The sequence below is a fragment of the Neobacillus niacini genome (assembly GCF_031456445.1).
Taxonomy (GTDB): Bacteria; Bacillota; Bacilli; order Bacillales; family Cytobacillaceae; genus Neobacillus; species Neobacillus niacini_I.
This window is the reverse complement of record NZ_JAVDUQ010000007.1, coordinates 69,536-85,748: the sequence shown is the minus strand read 5'-3', so window position 1 is coordinate 85,748 and position 16,213 is coordinate 69,536. Positions and strand designations below refer to the sequence as shown.

Genomic DNA, 16,213 nt, shown 5'->3' with positions numbered 1-16,213 from the left:
TATATTATTTTTTGCATAAATGCAAAAATAACTTAAATCACAATCGAAATTAGCAGGAATTTTAAAATAAATGTAGAATTATTTATGGAACTAAACTAAGATATAATATTTAAAAAGAAACACATCAAACGGGAAGAGGTGGAGTTATGAAAGAAAAAATATTAATCGTAGACGATCAGTTTGGAATTCGAATTTTACTTAATGAGGTATTACAAAAGGAAGGGTATCAAACTTATCAGGCAGCTAATGGCATTCAGGCCCTTGATATTGTAAAAAAGCATGACCCAGATCTCGTTCTCTTAGATATGAAAATCCCAGGAATGGACGGAATTGAAATTTTAAAAAGAATGAAAGTGATTGACCCGGAAATTCGCGTCATCATCATGACTGCTTACGGTGAATTGGACATGATTCAAGAGGCGAAAGACCTTGGAGCTATCACCCATTTTGCAAAGCCGTTTGATATTGATGACATCAGGGCTGCAGTGAAGAAACACATGCCGCAAAAAGCGAAATAACCCTATTATTATACTAAAAAACTGTACTAATATTGTTCGCGCTTTCATTGTGACAGTTTTAAAAATTGGGCTAGATTAATGGTAATTCCTCCTGCTTTTTGATATGATACATATGAACTTTTTCTGGTGGTTAAAACTTTTCGTAACATACATAATCCTTAAAATAGAGGGAAAACCTTTATATGGAAAGTTTATTGCGAAAGTTGCCATCCTAAATTAAGGAGGAAGAAAAATGCCTTTAGTTTCTATGACTGAAATGCTCAAAAAAGCAAAAGCAGAAGGCTATGCTGTTGGGCAATTTAACATTAATAACTTAGAATTTACTCAAGCAATTCTTCAAGCTGCCGAAACAGAAAAATCACCGGTTATTCTTGGTGTTTCTGAGGGTGCAGGCCGTTATATCGGCGGATTCAAAACCGTTGTAAAAATGGTAGAAGGTCTAATGGAAGATTACAATATTACCGTTCCGGTTGCGATTCACCTTGACCACGGTTCTAGCTTTGACAAATGTAAAGAAGCAATCGATGCAGGCTTCACTTCTGTAATGATTGACGCTTCACACGATCCATTTGAAGAAAATGTTGCTACAACTTCTAAAGTAGTAGAGTATGCTCATTCAAAAGGTATTTCGGTTGAAGCTGAGCTTGGAACAGTCGGCGGCCAGGAAGATGATGTTTCCGGCAGCATTATTTATGCGGATGCAAATGAGTGTGTCCAATTAGTGAAACGTACAGGTATTGATTGCCTTGCTCCTGCTTTAGGTTCTGTTCATGGCCCTTACAAAGGTGAACCAAACCTTGGATTCAAGGAAATGGAAGAAATCGGCAACCTTGCAGGTGTACCGTTAGTTCTTCATGGCGGTACTGGAATTCCAACAAAAGATATTCAAAAATCGATTTCGCTTGGAACGGCGAAAATTAATGTAAATACAGAAAACCAAATTGCTTCTGCGAAAGTCGTTCGCGAAGTATTAGCAGCAAAACCAAATGAATATGACCCACGTAAATACTTAGGACCAGCACGCGATGCGATTAAAGAAACGGTTATTGGCAAAATGCGTGAATTTGGTTCATCTCAAAAAGCCTAATCGAGTACAGCGCTTGAAATAGGCTATTGAAATAGTGTACGATTGTCAATGAAAGCGAAACCGCCCTTCCCAAAGAGGGCGGTTTCAGTGTGTTCGACAAAAACTGAAAATTTTGCCGAAATTCATCGAAAAATTGGAGGGAAACGTTGTGAAATTTTTTATTGATACAGCAAATCTAGACGAAATCCGTGAAGTACATGAGCTTGGTTTACTTTCAGGTGTAACGACAAATCCATCGCTTGTCGCAAAAGAAGGAAATATTTCATTTCCTGATCGGATTAGAGAAATTGCTAACCTCGTTCCTGGTTCGGTAAGTGCGGAAGTTATTGCCCTTGACGCAGAAGGGATGATTCGCGAGGGGAAAGAACTAGCAGCCATCGCCCCAAATGTAACGATTAAAGTTCCAATGACACCGGACGGTTTAAAAGCAGTCCATGCTTTTTCACAGGAAGGCATTAAAACAAATGTAACGTTGATTTTCAATGCCAATCAAGCACTTTTGGCAGCTAGAGCAGGCGCTACCTATGTTTCACCATTTCTCGGAAGATTGGATGATATCGGTCAAGTAGGATTAGACCTTGTTTCACAGATTGCAGAAATCTTTGCTGTACACGGTCTTGAGACTGAAATCATTGCAGCATCGATCCGCAACCCAATTCACGTAACCGAAGCGGCCTTAAGAGGGGCGCATATTGCGACGATTCCTTATAAAGTATTGATGGGCTTATTCCACCACCCGTTAACCGATAAAGGAATTGAAGCCTTCTTAAAGGATTGGAATGCCCGTTCCAACGCGTAAGTTGGTGAAATTTCCAATAATTTACTGTAACTTTTTTTTATATTCATACATGAAAATAGAATTTTCGTGTAAACTAGAGGATAGACAAGCTGTCGGAAAATGCCTTTTGGTGTTGGAAAAATATACCTAAAGATATAATTGGTGAAAAATAAAAGTTGTCGACCCATACAAATGACGTGAGAAAGGCTTAGAAGGGAGTCGAAAATGGAAAAGCTAAAGATTGCGGGCGGTTACCCACTGCGCGGTACCGTTAGGATTAGTGGAGCTAAAAACAGCGCTGTTGCCCTTATTCCGGCAACCATTTTGGCGGAATCACCAGTAACCATTGAAGGATTGCCACAAATTTCGGATGTAGACATTCTTAAAGACTTGCTTGAGGAAATTGGCGGAAAGGTTCAGCTGTCAGAGGATGAAATGACCATCGATCCATCGAAAATGATATCGATGCCACTGCCAAACGGGAAGGTTAAAAAGCTTCGTGCATCCTATTATTTGATGGGTGCGATGCTGGGCCGTTTTAAAAAAGCAGTCATTGGTCTTCCAGGAGGCTGCCATCTAGGCCCGCGCCCGATTGATCAGCATATTAAAGGGTTTGAAGCATTGGGTGCCAGTATCACGAATGAACAAGGGGCCATTTATTTACGGGCGGACGAGCTCCGCGGGGCGCGAATCTACCTTGATGTTGTCAGTGTCGGTGCGACTATTAATATCATGCTCGCTGCTGTTCGGGCAAAAGGGCGGACCATCATTGAAAATGCGGCGAAGGAGCCGGAAATCATTGATGTCGCAACCTTGTTAACAAACATGGGGGCGAAAATTAAGGGTGCCGGAACCGATGTCATCCGGATTGATGGCGTTGACAGTCTCCATGGCTGTCGTCATACGATTATTCCAGACCGGATTGAAGCGGGAACCTATATGATTTTAGCCGCAGCTGTCGGCGATGGTGTTCTCATTGATAATGTAATTCCGCAGCACTTGGAATCATTAATTGCTAAGCTGCGGGAAATGGGTGTTCAAATCGAATCCGGCGATGATCAGGTGTTTGTCTCGGGTGCTTCCAATCTGAAGACGGTGGATATTAAAACACTCGTCTATCCTGGATTTCCAACCGATTTGCAGCAGCCGTTTACGACGCTCTTAACCAAGGCTACTGGATCGAGTGTTGTAACCGATACCATTTATGGTGCCCGTTTTAAACATATTGATGAGTTAAGAAGAATGAATGCCAACATTAAGGTAGAAGGACGTTCTGCGATTATTAACGGTCCTGTCCAGCTTCAGGGAGCTAAAGTGAAGGCAAGTGACTTGAGAGCGGGGGCAGCCCTTTTCATCGCCGGTCTGATGGCGGAAGGGATTACGGAAGTAACCGGACTGGAGCACATCGACCGCGGTTACAGCGACTTGGTTGAAAAATTAAATGGTCTCGGGGCAACGGTTTGGCGGGAAGCGTTAACGAAGGAAGAATTAGAACAGCTTAAGAATACATGATTTATTTTTCGGCCATTGGAACAAGAAACTTACAGTACTAGTACACAACATAGGCAGCTCTCGGGTGAGAGAATTGGGGGATGGAACTAATGGAAAGAAGTTTATCAATGGAACTTGTCCGTGTAACAGAAGCAGCGGCACTTGCCTCTGCGCGCTGGATGGGCCGTGGAAAAAAAGACGATGCAGACGGTGCTGCAACCACTGCAATGCGTGATGTGTTTGACACCGTGCCAATGAAGGGAACCGTAGTCATTGGCGAAGGAGAAATGGACGAGGCACCGATGCTGTATATCGGCGAAAAGCTCGGAAATGGTTTTGGACCGCGTGTTGATATCGCAGTCGACCCGCTTGAAGGAACCAATATTTTAGCATCAGGCGGCTGGAATGCCTTAGCCGTTCTAGCGGTTGCCGACCATGGAAACCTTCTTCATGCACCGGATATGTACATGGAGAAAATTGCGGTGGGACCGGAAGCAGTTGGTCTTGTCGATATTAATGCATCCGTTTTGGACAATTTAAAGGCAGTTGCCAAAGCGAAAAATAAAGATATTGAAGACGTAGTGGCAACGGTTTTAAATCGTCCGCGCCACGAACATATTATTCAACAGCTTCGCGAAGCTGGCGCTAGAATCAAATTGATTAACGACGGCGATGTTGCAGGAGCGATCAATACGGCTTTTGATAACACCGGTGTGGACATTCTATTCGGTTCCGGCGGTGCACCAGAAGGGGTTATCTCTGCTGTAGCCCTAAAATGCCTTGGCGGCGAGCTGATGGGAAAATTGGTTCCGCAAAACGATGCGGAAATCGAACGCTGTATAAAAATGGGGCTTGATGTCAACAAAGTTCTTCGCATGGAGGACCTTGTGAAGGGCGATGACGCGATTTTTGCTGCGACCGGTGTAACAGACGGCGAATTATTGCGCGGTGTTCAATTTAAAGGATCTCATGGTTCTACCCATTCTGTCGTTATGCGGGCAAAATCAGGAACAGTCAGATTCATCGATGGCCGGCATAGTTTGAAAAAGAAACCGCATTTAGTCATTAAATAATAAAAATATAGTAGGGAGGCTGGATCGCATTCGATCTAGTCTCTTTTCTAAAGGCTGTGTTAAAGGGAATTGTTGCTTTTCAACTAAGTTGATTGGAGCGGAAGGCACGAGACTCCTCGAAAATGCTATCGCATTTCCTTCGTGCGTGGGCGGATTCAAGGGTGTAATTCAATGTCCTGCGGGAATACGGGGCAGGGGAGACCCCGCAGGCGCTTAAGCGCCGAGGAGACTCCCCGTACCGCCCGCGGAAAGCGAAGTGCCTGGAGCGCAAATCAACAGACTAATTTAACACAGCCTTACTTAAAATCCCCTCTAAAATTTTCCAATTTGAAATAATAGTTGATTAATTTTTTATAAAGGGGGTACAATAGAAATTGTTTTAGACACAAAACTTTCTACAATTCTATTCATTTCTTCATTTACTTTCTTATCCTCCAATCACATATAACTCAAATTGGTGTGAAGAAAATCATAACAATTCCCCGCCGATTTTATTAATATTAATATTACCTGCGGATGAAAATATCAAAGAGTGGTGTACAAATGGACTTAACAATATCAAGTTTAGAAAACATGAAGTTGAAGGAGCTTTATGAGCTTGCGCGCGAATATAAAGTGACCTACTACAGCAAATTAACGAAAAAAGAATTAATTTTTGCCATCCTCAAAGCTCGTGCCGAACAGCAGGGTTATTTTTTCATGGAAGGTGTTCTCGAAATTATCCAGTCAGAAGGATTTGGATTCCTTCGGCCGATTAATTATTCGCCAAGCTCAGAGGATATCTACATTTCAGCATCACAAATCCGCCGTTTCGATCTTCGGAATGGTGATAAGGTTTCAGGTAAGGTTCGTCCTCCAAAAGAAAATGAACGGTATTACGGGTTATTACATGTAGAAGCTGTAAATGGGGAAGACCCGGAATCCGCGAAGGAACGCGTTTATTTTCCAGCCTTAACTCCTCTGTATCCAGATAGACAGATGAAGCTTGAAACAACCCCAAAATCTCTTTCAACAAGAATTATGGATTTAGTCGCACCGGTCGGCTTTGGCCAAAGGGGCTTGATTGTCGCTCCGCCAAAGGCTGGTAAAACGATGCTGTTAAAAGAAATCGCCAACAGTATCACGACCAATCATCCGGAAGTGGAATTAATTGTCTTGCTCATTGATGAACGTCCGGAAGAAGTAACCGACATCGAACGTTCCGTTGCCGGCGATGTGGTCAGTTCCACTTTTGATGAAGTACCGGAAAATCATATTAAAGTGGCCGAGCTTGTGTTAGACCGTGCAATGCGCCTGGTTGAGCACAAACGCGATGTGGTCATTTTGATGGATAGTATTACTCGTCTCGCTCGTGCCTACAACTTGGTGATTCCGCCAAGCGGAAGAACTTTATCCGGTGGTATCGATCCAGCTGCTTTCCACCGTCCGAAGCGTTTCTTTGGTGCCGCTCGTAATATCGAAGAGGGCGGAAGCTTAACGATTTTAGCTACGGCATTGGTAGATACTGGATCACGTATGGATGACGTTATTTATGAGGAATTTAAAGGTACCGGTAATATGGAACTGCACCTTGATCGTTCGCTTGCTGAGCGCCGGATTTTCCCTGCACTCGATATCCGCCGTTCCGGTACACGGAAAGAAGAGCTTATTCTTCCTAAGGATCATTTGGATAAGCTATGGGCCATTCGCAAGTCGATGTCTGATTCACCAGATTTTGCGGAGCGCTTCTTGAAAAAATTAAGACAAACGAAATCAAACGAGGAATTTTTTGCACAGCTGGGTGAGGAACTGAAGTCCCGCCGTTCATAGGGCGATTTTTCAAAAAAGGCTCGTCGAGTGGCGAGCCCCTAAAGGCGGTTCATGAGGCGTAGATGCACTTATGCGCAGGAAGAAAGTATAAACTTGGAAAAGTTTATATTTTCTTACCAGCCATAAACCCTTGCTTGCAAAAGTTAACACTCGTTGTTATAATGGGTACAGTGTGTTTTAAGTATTTAAGTGCCTGTTTACGACAAGCACTTATGATAACTCTGTTTCGAAAGATTCAGGGCGGAAGGAGCTGAAAAAAATGAAAACAGGAATTCATCCAAATTATAAAACAGTTAAGGTGACATGTGCATGCGGAAACACGTTTGAAACTGGATCAGTGAAAAACGAAATCCGTGTTGAAACTTGTTCTGAATGCCATCCATTCTACACTGGTCGTCAAAAATTCGCTGAAGCTGGCGGACGTGTTGACCGTTTCAACAAAAAATACGGCCTTAAGCAACAGCAACAATAAAAGCTCATTAACAGGCAAGAGAAATTTGACTTGCCTGTTTTTTATTGCGAAGAATGTCTAAATAATGGAATATGACTACTTATTTTTTATAAATATATGATAAGGTTTGCGCTTTAGGAAGGAGAGACCGTTTTATGTATGTAATGAAACAAAGCGGATGGGTTGAGGTTATCTGTGGCAGTATGTTTTCTGGAAAGTCAGAAGAATTGATCCGTCGCGTAAGACGCGCTCAATTTGCCAAGCAAAAAATAGCTGTATTTAAACCCAAAATTGATAATCGCTACAGTGAGCAATCTGTAGTCTCCCATAATGGCTCTTCTTTTATTGCGAAGTCCATTTCCCACTCCATCGAAATTCTGCACCATATCGAAGCAGACGTAGATATTATTGCGATCGACGAAGTCCAATTCTTTGATGAGGGAATCGTTCGGATTGTTCAGCAGCTAGCCGACAGTGGTCATCGTGTGATCGTCGCCGGTCTTGACATGGATTTCCGCGGCGAACCCTTTGGACAGGTCCCAGACCTTTTGGCCATCGCTGAACACGTCACAAAACTGCAAGCCGTCTGCACCGTCTGCGGTTCCCCATCTAGTCGAACCCAGCGCCTAATCGACGGCCTGCCTGCATCCTACCACGACCCCATCATCCTGGTTGGTGCATCTGAAGCTTACGAACCACGCTGCCGTCACCACCACGAAGTCCCAAAAAACGCCTATCGTGAACAGGGAGAAGCAGCTTCAAAAATGTAAATATATTCGACAAAAAACGGGGGTGCCAGGCGCCACCCGTTTTTTGCTGAATGGAAAGAATTCTCTTGAGAAGTTAGACTGGGCTTGGGAATGATAGTAATGGAGGTGTAAACATTGAGAAAGTTTATTGTTCCTTCCTTATTGCTTATGCTTTTTGTTGGCGGCTGCCAGGCGACGAATGACACGAAATATGATTTGCGCAAGGATCGCAGTGCTCCGAATCAAATGGCAAATAACTATAAAAAACCCCTGGTAGGACAGGATGTTCAAAATCAGAATCCGAATTTTCTTAACCTGGAGGGTACGAGTACCCGTGGAACCGGGGGCGGCCAGGACACCGGGATTGATGTAGGTAAGGCGAAAAAGGTTATTCAGGATACGCATGAATTCAGAACGGATTCGGTTTGGATTAATGGTGACCGGATGTGGGTGAATGTGTATAAAAAAGGCATGCTGAATGATCAGCAGCGAGAGAATGCGGAAGCACGCCTTCATAAGAAACTGGTCCAGGCCCTGCCGCGTTACAATATTGAGGTACGGGTTCAGGAAGACCGCAGATAACATGCTCTGATTTTAGGGCATGTTTTTTTATGGTTTGGGGGTTGATGGAGGGGTTAGGCGACAAAATCGGTTGGAAGTCGGGTAAAAGTGTCGCGTATGAGAGGGATAGGCGACAAAACCGGTTGGAAGTCGGGTAAAAGTGTCGCGTATGAGAGGGATAGGCGACAAAATCGGTTGGAAGCCGGGTAAAAGTGTCGCGTATGAGAGGGATAGGCGACAAAATCGGTTGGAAGCCGGGTAAAAGTGTCGCGTATAAGCGGGATAGGCGACAAAACCGAGTGGAAGCCGGGTAAAAGTGTCGCGTATAAGCGGGATAGGCGACAAAACCGGTTGGAAGTCGGGTAAAAGTGTCGCGTATGAGCGGGATAGGCGACAAAACCGAGTGGAAGCCGAGCAAAAAGTGTCGTGTATGAGAGGGATAGGCGACAAAATTAGTTGGAAGCCGGGAAAAAAGTGTCGTGTATGAGAGGGATAGGCGACAAAACCGGTTGGAAGTCGGGTAAAAGTGTCGGTATAAGCTCGACAAGCGACAAGATGAGCTGGAAATCTAATTAAAATATTGTAAACAACCAACCCCAAAAAATCCATCACAAATTTTTCCCGTAATATTTGGTTTTGACGCGTGCAAATCACCTATACTATAATTAGAATGTTATGGACTAAAATTTGAGGTGAAGTAACTGTGTTTGATCGTCTTCAATCCGTTGAAGATCGTTATGAAAAGTTGAATGAACTTTTGAGCGATCCGGAAATTATTAATGATCCAAAAAAACTGCGTGAATATTCAAAGGAACAATCTGATATACAAGAAACCGTACAAACCTATCGCCAATATAAAGAAGCAAAAGAACAGCTTCAAGATGCAAAAGCGATGCTCGAGGACAAACTCGATGCCGACATGCGCGAAATGGTTAAAGAAGAGGTGAATGACCTTGAAGCGCAAGTAGAAGAATTTGAAGAAAAACTTAGAATTCTTCTCATTCCAAAGGATCCAAACGATGACAAAAACGTCATTATGGAAATCCGCGGTGCTGCGGGCGGAGAAGAAGCGGCATTATTTGCCGGCACCCTTTACCGCATGTACAGCCGCTACGCTGAATCACAAGGCTGGAAAACAGAGGTAATTGATGCCAACGAAACAGGGCTTGGCGGCTATAAAGAGATTATTTTTATGATTTCAGGAACAGGTGCTTATTCGAAATTAAAATACGAAAACGGCGCACACCGCGTGCAACGTGTTCCGGAAACCGAATCCGGCGGTCGTATTCATACGTCTACATCAACTGTTGCCTGCCTTCCGGAAGCAGAAGAATTTGATATTGAAATTAGTGATAAGGATATCCGCTTTGATACCTTCGCATCAAGCGGCGCCGGCGGACAGAGCGTTAACACTACAATGTCAGCCGTTCGTTTAACCCATATTCCGACAGGGATCGTTGCAACGAGCCAGGACGAAAGATCTCAGCATAAAAACAAGGACAAAGCGATGAAGATCTTACGGGCACGTGTGTATGATAAATTCCAACAGGAAGCACAAGCAGAATTAGATCAAGCAAGGAAATCGGCGGTTGGTACCGGAGACCGTTCAGAACGGATTCGTACGTATAACTATCCGCAAAATCGTGTAACGGACCACCGCATTGGTTTAACGATTCAAAAGCTAGATCAAATTATTGAAGGCAAGCTCGAAGAAATCATTGATGCCTTAATTCTAGATGACCAGGCAAGAAGATTGGAAAATGCGGCAAATGAGTAAAAAAATTTACGAAGCTCTCAAATGGGCTTCTTCTTTTTTAAAAAAATCAAACCGGGACGAGAATGCCGGGGAACTGCTGATGCGGCATTTTACCGGAATGTCACGGGCGCAGCTGTTTGCGAATGTAAGAGAGGACCTAGCGCCGAATGTTTGGGATGTCTTTGAAAAATCAGTCCACGAACATGTCAAAGGCACACCAATCCAATATATCATTGGCTCAGAGGAGTTTTATGGCAGAACGTTTATCGTTAATGAAGCGGTTTTGATCCCTAGGCCGGAAACGGAGGAGCTTGTTTACGAAACGTTGAAAAGAGTAAAGAGGCTGCCTGAAGGACCAAAAAGGCTCGCGGATATCGGGACGGGAAGCGGCGCAATTGCGATTACGCTAAAGCTTGAAGCGCCCTCTTTACAAGTATTTGCCTCCGATATTGCCGAGGATTCACTGGAAGTGGCAAAGGGAAATGCCAGCCGGCTTGGGGCGAACGTCGAATTTTATCTGGGAGACTTGCTTCAGCCTTTCCAGGAAACGCTCGATGTCGTGATTTCCAATCCGCCGTATATTCCTGTTGGCGATATAACCACGATGTCAGAGGTGGTAACAGAACATGAGCCGCACCGGGCGTTGTTTGCCGGGGAGGATGGCTTGGATTTTTACCGCCGCTTTATGGTGGAACTGCCGCGTGTTCTAGCACCGGTCGCACTAGTTGGATTTGAAATTGGGGCCGGTCAGGGCAAAGCAGTAGCCGAGCTTTTTCAAAAAGCCTTTCAAGAAGTAAAAGTGGAAATTGTCAATGATATCAACGGCAAGGACCGTATGGTGTTTGCGGAAATTAAAAAAGGGGTCTGACCCCCAGTGCGTTAACGCTTTACTTCACTGGGGGTCAGACCCCTAGTTTTGAAAAATATTATAAAATTACTAGTTTAAGATTCTTAGTTTCTGTCCACAATGAGGATATCGAAGGGACGGTGCTAAGGAATGCGTAGTAAAACATTGGTTTGGGCGTACCTATTAATTTTATCGTTTGGAACGATATTAAGTTTATATATACCAAAGAATGAAGCGATGGCGAAGGAGTCGGTGGTGATTCCGGGGGAAGCGATCCGGCTAAGGATTCTTGCCAACAGCGACAAGCCGTCTGACCAGCAGCTCAAGCGTGATGTGCGTGATGCGGTGAATGCGAAAATCACGGTTTGGGTGAAGGATTTAACTTCGATTAAAAAGGCGAAAACGGTGATTAAGTCGAAGTTGCCGGAAATTCAGGCGATTGCGGAAAAAACAGTGGCGGATAAAGGTTCGAATCAATCAGTTCACGTAGAGTTCGGAAAGGTTCAGTTTCCAACGAAATTATACGGTGAGTTTTTGTATCCTGCAGGTGAGTATCAAGCGATATTAATCACTTTGGGTGAAGGGAAGGGCGCGAATTGGTGGTGTGTGCTATATCCACCATTATGCTTTCTTGATTTTTCAAATGGAGTCGCGGTCAGCGATGGGTTTGATGAAAAGGTGAAATCGGAGTCGGAAGTTCAAAAGGATTCGGAGAAAACTAGTAAAGAAGTGCAACCGGAAGCAGTGGATAATGGAGAAGAGCAAAAGGCTGTAGCAGCTGGCAGTGACGAGGACCAAGAATTCACTGAAACTAAGCAAAGTTCTGTGGCACCAGCTAGAAAGGTTGAGGAAAAGCAAGTTACAGGTACTAGTGATGTTGAAGAAAAGTCTGTTGCGACTGCTAGTAATGTTGAGGGAAAAACTGTTACAGCTCCAAGTCATAAAGAGCAAAAGTCTGAAACTACTACTAGAAGTAATGAGGACAAGTCAGTAAACGTAAGCAATCCGGAGCAGCCGGAGTCCAAAACAGAAACTACGAAGGAAGCACCTGTTTACACCTCTCAAGACGAAGATCCGGTCCAAGTAAAATTTTTCGTCGTAGAATTGTGGAAAAAGCTTTTTGAATAAGAACTCTTTCCAGGGGAAAGGGTTCTTTTTCGTGGTAAAGGGGCGGAGCTACGCAAACCTTTTGTCATTAAAATAGGTTGGATTAAAAAAACGTTTTTGATTTACTTAATAAGTTGTTGTACAGCTTCGCTCACACCGCCTTTTTTGATAGGGGCGGAGTTTCGCTTCCAAGCACATTACCGCAATAATAATAGATTTCAAATGTTCTATTTCTCCTATTTTTTCATATTCATAGAGTAGAATCTTAAAAAATGGGGTGGAATTGAATGCAGGCATTAATTCGCACGGCAAATAAGCAGGATTTGGGGAAGTTAAGAGAGTTCTTGATAAAGGCAAACCTTGGGACCGATGGATTAACAGAAGAAACGATTGAATATTTTTTGCTGCTAGAGGATTTGGACGGGCAGCTAAAGGGCACGCTTGGAATTGAAGCGTTTGAAGGCTTTGGCTTGCTTCGATCCTTAGTAGTCACAGCTGGGCAAACGGAAAAAGAAATTTTTATTCTGGTGGAACAAATGATGAAGCTCGCGAAGGAAAAGGGGATGGAAAGTTTATTTTTGGCAACCAATAAGCGTACGGCGCTACCATTTTTCAATTTACTAGGATTTCAGGAGATTGAGCGGGTGGAATTGCCGTCAGAATTGAACGGGTCTGAGCACATTCGACATATTTTAAATGTGGATAACTCGATTTTTCTGAAATTTCCATTGTAGATGTGGATATTCGGGCAAAGTTATCCACCATTTCCGCTAAGTTATACACAATTTGTGGACAAAACTTGTATTTTTCCACACCTTCTTTTATACTTGCAAACGTATAATGCGAAAAATATGAGTCTAGGTGCCTAGATTCGGCAAATTTCGATAGAAAGTTTGTTTTTGAATAAAGGTGGATAACTATGAACACAAAAGTTTGGAAAGTGGATAACTATGTGGATATCTTAGAAAGTAATCCACATATTGTGGATGCAGCTCAGTTATTACAGGAAAATGAAGTGGTGGCCCTCCCGACGGAAACGGTTTATGGCCTTGGCGGAAATGCGGAAAGCGATGAAGCGGTCGCGAAGATTTTTTTGGCAAAAGGCAGACCTGGGGATAACCCGTTAATTATTCATATTGCGGACCGGGAGCAGTTGTGTAGATTTGTGTCGGAAATTCCGGAAACGGCGGAACGTTTGATGGAGGCGTTTTGGCCGGGGCCGTTAACGATTATTTTTAAAAAGAAGGATGGCGCACTTTCGGAAAAAGCAACCGCAGGTCTTGATTCGGTTGGGGTGAGAATGCCGGACCATCCGGTTGCACTCTCGTTGCTTAAGGCGTGCGGTCTGCCGATTGCTGCACCGAGTGCGAACAGTTCAGGAAAGCCAAGTCCGACTCATGCTGAGCATGTGATTGAGGATTTGCAAGGAAAAATTGCTGGGGTGCTGGACGCAGGTCCGACAGGTGTTGGCGTCGAGTCGACGGTTGTGGATTGTACGGAGGCGGTTCCGGTTATTTTGCGGCCGGGCGGTGTGACGAAGGAACAGCTTGAGGCAGTGATGGGTGAGGTTCGGATTGATCCGGCGCTCGAGGGCGGTGCCGGGGAGGGCGGATTGAAGCCGAAATCGCCTGGGATGAAATATCGTCATTATGCACCGAATGCTCCTCTTTATTTAGTGAATGGGAGCCGGTCGTTTCTTCAGAAGCTTGTAACTGAAAAGCAGCAGGAGGGCTTTCGTGTCGGCGTACTTACAACAGACGTGAATAAGAGTGAGTTTTTGGCAGATGTCGTGATTGCCTGTGGAAAAAGGGACGAGCTCGAGACGGTTGCAACGGAACTATATGATACATTGCGGAGATTTAATCTGGAAAAGGTTGATGTGATTTTTAGCGAGATGTTCCCGAAAGGCGGCGTTGGGCTGGCGATTATGAACCGGCTGGAGAAGGCGGCGGGGAATAAGGTAATTTCGGAATAGTTGTTGATTGTTGAAGCACTTGGGTGACCGGGTGCTTTTTTGTTTTGTTGTTGGGGCGACTGATAACTTGGGGAAAGCGGCAAATAAAGCAAGTGAAATGGAAAATAACTGAAAGAACTATGGAAAGAGGTAATTAAAATCGTCAATTTTTAGGGGGAACAATAGAATCCCGGGTAGAAAAGTACCTGAGCCGGGCTTCAAGACCCTGCTTTTAAACGAAAATAACAAGAATGGCAAATAAAATAGGTGAAGTGGCAAATAACTCAAAAAAGTGGCAAATAAACGGGGGAAGTGGAACATAAAATCTAATTTCCCGATTTCTCAGGTCTGACTTCTAAACGGCGGTGGACGTGCATATGTTGAAATAGCAAGTCCAAGGGGGCGGAGAAAGAATGTCAGCAATGGTTGGAGAAATCATAACTCTCGTAATAATGGCATTCGCGCTAGGCATGGATGCCTTTTCGGTAGGCCTCGGAATGGGGATGTACAACCTCAGGCGGCGGCAAATTTTTAAAATCGGTCTGACCATCGGACTTTTTCATGTCTGGATGCCGCTCGTAGGAATCCTGGCCGGAAAATTTTTATCGGCAAAATTCGGTACCTTTGCGTCCCTAATCGGCGGTCTGCTGCTCATCATTCTAGGCGTGCAAATGATCTGGGGCAGCTTCAAAAAAGGCGATGAAAAAGTGATGACCCCAGTTGGGCTTGGCTTACTTGTATTTGCCTTAAGCGTGAGCCTCGATAGTTTTTCTCTTGGCCTAACTTTAGGAATATATGGTGCGAAAACCATCATGGTTATTATATGCTTTGGGATTGTGGCAACCTTGCAAACATGGGCGGGTCTCTTGCTCGGCAGAAAGGTACAAGGCTGGATTGGCGCCTATAGCGAGGCGCTCGGCGGTACCATCCTACTAGCGTTCGGGGTAAAACTGCTTCCACTTTTTTGGTGATGATGGCGGAAATTTGTTAAAATACTAGAAAGAAAGGGGGGCAAATAAAATGCAGCGCATCTTATTTGTTTGTACGGGAAATACGTGTAGGAGTCCAATGGCAGAAGCGATTTTGAAAAATAAAAACCTTGAAGGCATCGAGGTTCGCTCAGCGGGAATTTTTGCGATTGACGGAAATGAGGCTTCGGCACATGCCAAGAAAGTGATAGAGGAAAATCAAATTGTACATAATCATCAATCCAGTTTGCTGACTGGAGGAGAAGTCGGTTGGGCGGACTTGATTTTGACGATGACGGATTCCCATAAGGATGCCATTTTGATTAACCATCCGGAATCGGCGGCTAAACTTTTTACCCTAAAGGAATTTGCCGGAGAGACCGTCTATCATGATGTAAGCGATCCATATGGTGGAAACATCTCTATTTACCGTGAAACCTTTCAGGAACTTGAACAATTAATTGATAGGGTTATTGAAAAATTAACGAAGAATACGTAAGGCTGGCTCTCCATCTGATTGGAGGGCTTTTTTTATGACGTAGGAACTTTATCTTTTTCCCTGGGTATGTCAAAATGTAGGCAGAGTAAATTTAAATCTGGGGGTTTTTTTATGAAGGTAGCATTGGCATCAGATCATGGCGGCGTGAATATTCGCAAGGAAATCGCTCATTTAATGGAAGAGTTGGGAATCCAATATCAGGATTTTGGCTGTGACTGCGAAACATCCGTTGATTATCCGGACTATGCCTTGCCAGTTGCGGAAAAAGTAGCGAGCGGCGAGTTTGACCGCGGCATTTTAATTTGCGGCACTGGAATTGGCATGTGTATTGCGGCGAACAAAGTAAAGGGAATCCGCGCGGCGCTTGTTCACGATACATTTAGCGCAAAAGCAACGCGTGCCCATAATGACAGCAATATTTTAACGATGGGCGAGCGCGTCATTGGCGCAGGTCTTGCGAGAGATATCGCACAAATTTGGCTGACAGGCGAGTTTGAGGGCGGCCGTCATGCTAACCGTGTGGGCAAAATTACCGAAATCGAAAATAAGCATTTGTAAGAAATCC

At 44.1% G+C, this 16,213-nt stretch carries 17 protein-coding genes; all 17 read left to right on the top strand.

Annotated features, from left to right (window positions below; genetic code table 11):
• Positions 1 to 146 precede the first annotated feature (146 nt).
• The 17 genes from J2Y67_RS08950 to rpiB all read left to right on the top strand — a co-directional run bounded on the left by J2Y67_RS08950 (position 147) and on the right by rpiB (position 16,206).
• On the top strand, positions 147 to 518 hold the full coding sequence (locus J2Y67_RS08950) for a response regulator (protein WP_310173017.1): 372 nt from the start codon (positions 147 to 149) through the stop codon (positions 516 to 518).
• A gap of 232 nt (positions 519 to 750) precedes the next feature.
• On the top strand, positions 751 to 1,605 hold the full coding sequence (locus J2Y67_RS08945) for a class II fructose-bisphosphate aldolase (protein WP_310173016.1): 855 nt from the start codon (positions 751 to 753) through the stop codon (positions 1,603 to 1,605).
• A 148-nt stretch (positions 1,606 to 1,753) separates the two neighbouring features.
• Positions 1,754 to 2,404 (top strand): fructose-6-phosphate aldolase, encoded by a 651-nt coding sequence (gene fsa / locus J2Y67_RS08940; protein ID WP_310173014.1) that lies wholly within the window; start codon positions 1,754 to 1,756, stop codon positions 2,402 to 2,404.
• A 204-nt stretch (positions 2,405 to 2,608) separates the two neighbouring features.
• The gene (locus J2Y67_RS08935) at positions 2,609 to 3,895 is read left to right on the top strand and encodes a UDP-N-acetylglucosamine 1-carboxyvinyltransferase (protein ID WP_310173013.1); all 1,287 of its coding nucleotides are present in this window, start codon (positions 2,609 to 2,611) and stop codon (positions 3,893 to 3,895) included.
• Between the two features lie 89 nt (positions 3,896 to 3,984).
• Positions 3,985 to 4,947: a class II fructose-bisphosphatase gene (glpX, locus tag J2Y67_RS08930; protein ID WP_310173010.1), complete on the top strand. Its 963-nt coding sequence runs from the start codon at positions 3,985 to 3,987 to the stop codon at positions 4,945 to 4,947.
• 543 nt (positions 4,948 to 5,490) lie between these two features.
• Positions 5,491 to 6,756 (top strand): transcription termination factor Rho, encoded by a 1,266-nt coding sequence (gene rho, locus J2Y67_RS08925; protein WP_310173157.1) that lies wholly within the window; start codon positions 5,491 to 5,493, stop codon positions 6,754 to 6,756.
• 259 nt (positions 6,757 to 7,015) lie between these two features.
• Positions 7,016 to 7,228 carry a 50S ribosomal protein L31 gene (rpmE, locus tag J2Y67_RS08920; RefSeq protein ID WP_310173007.1) on the top strand — a complete coding sequence of 71 codons (213 nt, stop codon included), beginning with the start codon at positions 7,016 to 7,018 and terminating at the stop codon, positions 7,226 to 7,228.
• A 134-nt stretch (positions 7,229 to 7,362) separates the two neighbouring features.
• Entirely contained in the window at positions 7,363 to 7,977 is a 615-nt protein-coding gene (locus J2Y67_RS08915; RefSeq protein WP_310173006.1) for a thymidine kinase, read from the top strand.
• 114 nt (positions 7,978 to 8,091) lie between these two features.
• Positions 8,092 to 8,538 (top strand): hypothetical protein, encoded by a 447-nt coding sequence (locus J2Y67_RS08910; RefSeq protein WP_310173004.1) that lies wholly within the window; start codon positions 8,092 to 8,094, stop codon positions 8,536 to 8,538.
• A gap of 682 nt (positions 8,539 to 9,220) precedes the next feature.
• Positions 9,221 to 10,294 carry a peptide chain release factor 1 gene (prfA, locus tag J2Y67_RS08905; RefSeq protein WP_310173002.1) on the top strand — a complete coding sequence of 358 codons (1,074 nt, stop codon included), beginning with the start codon at positions 9,221 to 9,223 and terminating at the stop codon, positions 10,292 to 10,294.
• Positions 10,287 to 11,141: a peptide chain release factor N(5)-glutamine methyltransferase gene (gene prmC / locus J2Y67_RS08900; RefSeq protein ID WP_310172999.1), complete on the top strand. Its 855-nt coding sequence runs from the start codon at positions 10,287 to 10,289 to the stop codon at positions 11,139 to 11,141. Before prfA ends, prmC begins: the two co-directional genes overlap by 8 nt.
• Positions 11,142 to 11,270: 129 nt before the next feature.
• On the top strand, positions 11,271 to 12,248 hold the full coding sequence (gene spoIIR / locus J2Y67_RS08895) for a stage II sporulation protein R (RefSeq protein ID WP_310172997.1): 978 nt from the start codon (positions 11,271 to 11,273) through the stop codon (positions 12,246 to 12,248).
• A 266-nt stretch (positions 12,249 to 12,514) separates the two neighbouring features.
• On the top strand, positions 12,515 to 12,961 hold the full coding sequence (locus J2Y67_RS08890) for a GNAT family N-acetyltransferase (RefSeq protein WP_310172996.1): 447 nt from the start codon (positions 12,515 to 12,517) through the stop codon (positions 12,959 to 12,961).
• A 185-nt stretch (positions 12,962 to 13,146) separates the two neighbouring features.
• A complete protein-coding gene (locus J2Y67_RS08885; RefSeq protein ID WP_310172994.1) occupies positions 13,147 to 14,202 on the top strand; it encodes an L-threonylcarbamoyladenylate synthase in 1,056 nt (351 codons plus the stop codon).
• Between the two features lie 392 nt (positions 14,203 to 14,594).
• Positions 14,595 to 15,152 (top strand): manganese efflux pump MntP, encoded by a 558-nt coding sequence (locus J2Y67_RS08880; protein WP_310172992.1) that lies wholly within the window; start codon positions 14,595 to 14,597, stop codon positions 15,150 to 15,152.
• 49 nt (positions 15,153 to 15,201) lie between these two features.
• Positions 15,202 to 15,648 (top strand): low molecular weight protein arginine phosphatase, encoded by a 447-nt coding sequence (locus tag J2Y67_RS08875; RefSeq protein WP_310172990.1) that lies wholly within the window; start codon positions 15,202 to 15,204, stop codon positions 15,646 to 15,648.
• A gap of 111 nt (positions 15,649 to 15,759) precedes the next feature.
• Positions 15,760 to 16,206 (top strand): ribose 5-phosphate isomerase B, encoded by a 447-nt coding sequence (gene rpiB, locus J2Y67_RS08870; RefSeq protein ID WP_310172987.1) that lies wholly within the window; start codon positions 15,760 to 15,762, stop codon positions 16,204 to 16,206.
• Positions 16,207 to 16,213: the final 7 nt, after the last annotated feature.